General features: G+C 71.2%; 5 protein-coding genes. All 5 read left to right on the top strand.

Annotated features, from left to right (window positions below):
• Positions 1-86 precede the first annotated feature (86 nt).
• On the top strand, positions 87-806 hold the full coding sequence (locus FPZ41_RS46155) for a hypothetical protein (RefSeq protein ID WP_152870842.1): 720 nt from the start codon (positions 87-89) through the stop codon (positions 804-806).
• Positions 803-1,360 carry a RuvC family protein gene (locus FPZ41_RS46160; protein ID WP_152870844.1) on the top strand — a complete coding sequence of 186 codons (558 nt, stop codon included), beginning with the start codon at positions 803-805 and terminating at the stop codon, positions 1,358-1,360. The genes FPZ41_RS46155 and FPZ41_RS46160 overlap by 4 nt, the downstream gene beginning before the upstream one ends.
• Positions 1,353-1,586, top strand: a complete 234-nt coding sequence (locus tag FPZ41_RS46165; RefSeq protein ID WP_152870845.1) for a hypothetical protein — start codon at positions 1,353-1,355, stop codon at positions 1,584-1,586. The genes FPZ41_RS46160 and FPZ41_RS46165 overlap by 8 nt, the downstream gene beginning before the upstream one ends.
• Positions 1,583-1,861: a hypothetical protein gene (locus FPZ41_RS47705; RefSeq protein ID WP_191249497.1), complete on the top strand. Its 279-nt coding sequence runs from the start codon at positions 1,583-1,585 to the stop codon at positions 1,859-1,861. The genes FPZ41_RS46165 and FPZ41_RS47705 overlap by 4 nt, the downstream gene beginning before the upstream one ends.
• A gap of 2 nt (positions 1,862-1,863) precedes the next feature.
• Positions 1,864-2,221, top strand: a 358-nt coding sequence (locus tag FPZ41_RS47710) for an AAA family ATPase (RefSeq protein WP_194236464.1), incomplete at its 3' end; no start/stop codon positions are given.

Raw genomic sequence — 2,221 nt, forward strand, 5'->3', positions numbered from 1 at the left:
TATAAGAGACAGGTGAGAACGACCGCGACGACTTCGGGAACGACCCGCTCGACTTCCGACCGACCACCCCGTTCCAGGCACACCAGATGGCCCGCCTGGCCGGCCTGGAACGCTCGCTCGGCGAGCTGCACGCCAAGATCGACCAGATGTCCGCTCCCGTCAGCGCACGGATGGCCGAAACGATCGGGCGGGTGCTGACAGACCACCTCGGGTTCCCCGACCGCCCAGAGAGCGAATGGCCGGACGAGGCCGCGCACATCCGCGCGCTGCACAGCGAATTGCTCGCCGCGATCGGCGACGATCCGGCCAACGCGGTGAGCGACACAATCCACCGCGTCATCGCCGCGGCCGCGAAGCGGCTCGCGCACGTTGCGGCCGAGCGCGACGGCGCCAGACTCGCCGCGCTCCGGCTCGCGATGGGCGAGCCTCTGACGGCCGCCGACGTGTCCGCGGACCCGGAGTTCTGGATCTCCGGCGCCGGGCGCAAGATCGCGTCCCGGACCGACTGCGGCCACGGCTACAACCTGACCGACTCGTGCCCGGGCTGCGACGCCGCCGCGGAGCACAGGGACCCGCTACCCGCCAGCCCGCAGCCGGAAGGACCGGCGGAGCCCTGCGGCGTCTACAACGAGGGCTGGAGCTGCACCGAACCCGCTGGTCACACGGGGCGACACCGCGCCCACAACTTCCACACCTGGGACCAGCAGCCTGCCATCAAGGCCAAGCGCGCGGAGATCTGCGGCAGCTGTCAAGTCCACAAGCACGTGATCAGCTGCGTCTGTGGCCGATGGGAGGCGGGTCGGTGACGCGCGTCGTCGGGATCGACCCGTCCCTGACCGGAACCGGGCTCGCCACGATCACCAGCACGGGCGGCCCGGCCGTGCGCGTCGTCGGCACGAAGCCCACGCCGAACCCCACCCTGATCGACCGCGACATGAGGTTGGAGCTGATCACGCACGCCGTCGAGACCGTGGCCGCGGGCGCGGACCTCGTCGTGATCGAGGGGCCAGCACTCAGCCGCGGCGCGACCGCGCACACCTGGGACCGAGCCGGGCTGTGGTGGCGCATCGTGAACCGCCTGCACGCCCGCCAGGTCCCGCTTGCCGTGTGCTCGCCGAGCGCGCGCGCCCGCTGGGCCGCGGGCAAGGGGAACGCCAGCAAGGCCGCCGTGGTGGCCGCGATCGCGCGAATGTGGCCGGATGTCGAGCTGGTCGACGACAACGCCGCGGACGCGCTGGCGCTCGCCACGATGGCCGCGCAGCGTGTCGGCATGGCCGTGCCGCTCGCCCGCCACCGTGACCCGCTGGACAGCGTGGCGTGGCCTGAACATCCGTTGACCGAGGAGAGCGACGTTGCCTGAACCTGGAACCGCGACCGTGCGCCGGTACGAGGACGGAACAGTGGAAGTGATCCACGCCGACGACGTGATAGCCGTGGACCCGGAAGCACTCAAGACCGCCACCCGCGAGCACCTCCGCGAGGACGGCACCCTGGTGCTCGACACCGCCGGCCAGTACCGCTACCGGCAGACGGGCACGGCGACCGACTTCGGGCATGAGTACCTGGTCTTTGAACGCGTGCGATGAGCGATTCGTGGGCTGGTGGCAGCACCCGGCGGTGGCGCAGGCTGCGCCTGGAGATCGCCGACCGGGACCGCTGGGTGTGCGGGCTCTGCCACCAGCCCATCAACCCCACGTTGCGCAAGCCGCACCCGCGCGCCCTGCAGGTCCACCACACCCGGGGGAAGCGGTTCGGCGACGATCCGCGGTTCCTGCAGGCTGCGCACGCCGAGTGCAATCAGAAGGCTGGCGACCCGAGCGCGAAACCGGATCCCGCCCCGCAACCAAGGACCAGGTGGTGAGCATGGCAACCGTGATCCTGGTGGCTGGCCCGCCCTGCGCGGGGAAGAGCCACCACGTCGAGCAGCACCGCGCACCGGGCGACGTCGTGCTAGATCAGGACGCGATGGGTGCGCGCGCGTTCAACCGGGCCGTGGCCGAGCTGGAGCGAGCCAGGCCCGCCCGCCGTACCTGGGTGATCCGCTGCTGCGGTGGCGCCACAGCACGAGCCCGGTTCGCCGCCCGCATCCGCGCCGATCGGACTGTCCTACTGCGACCACCCGACGATGTGCTGATGGCCCGGGCCATGCAGAGGGCACAACCACACCGGCATGTGCGGGCGGTGTGGTACTGGCTGGACCAGGAAACGCGCGACCCCATGT

The organism is Streptomyces acidicola (genome assembly GCF_009377235.1).
GTDB lineage: Bacteria > Actinomycetota > Actinomycetes > Streptomycetales > Streptomycetaceae > Streptomyces > Streptomyces acidicola.

Excerpts from the sequence above, each read along its gene's own strand:
- FPZ41_RS46155 (WP_152870842.1), top strand. The coding sequence starts at position 87 with ATGGCCCGCCTGGCCGGCCTGGAACGCTCGCTCGGCGAGCTGCACGCC.
- FPZ41_RS47705 (WP_191249497.1), top strand. The coding sequence starts at position 1,583 with ATGAGCGATTCGTGGGCTGGTGGCAGCACCCGGCGGTGGCGCAGGCTG.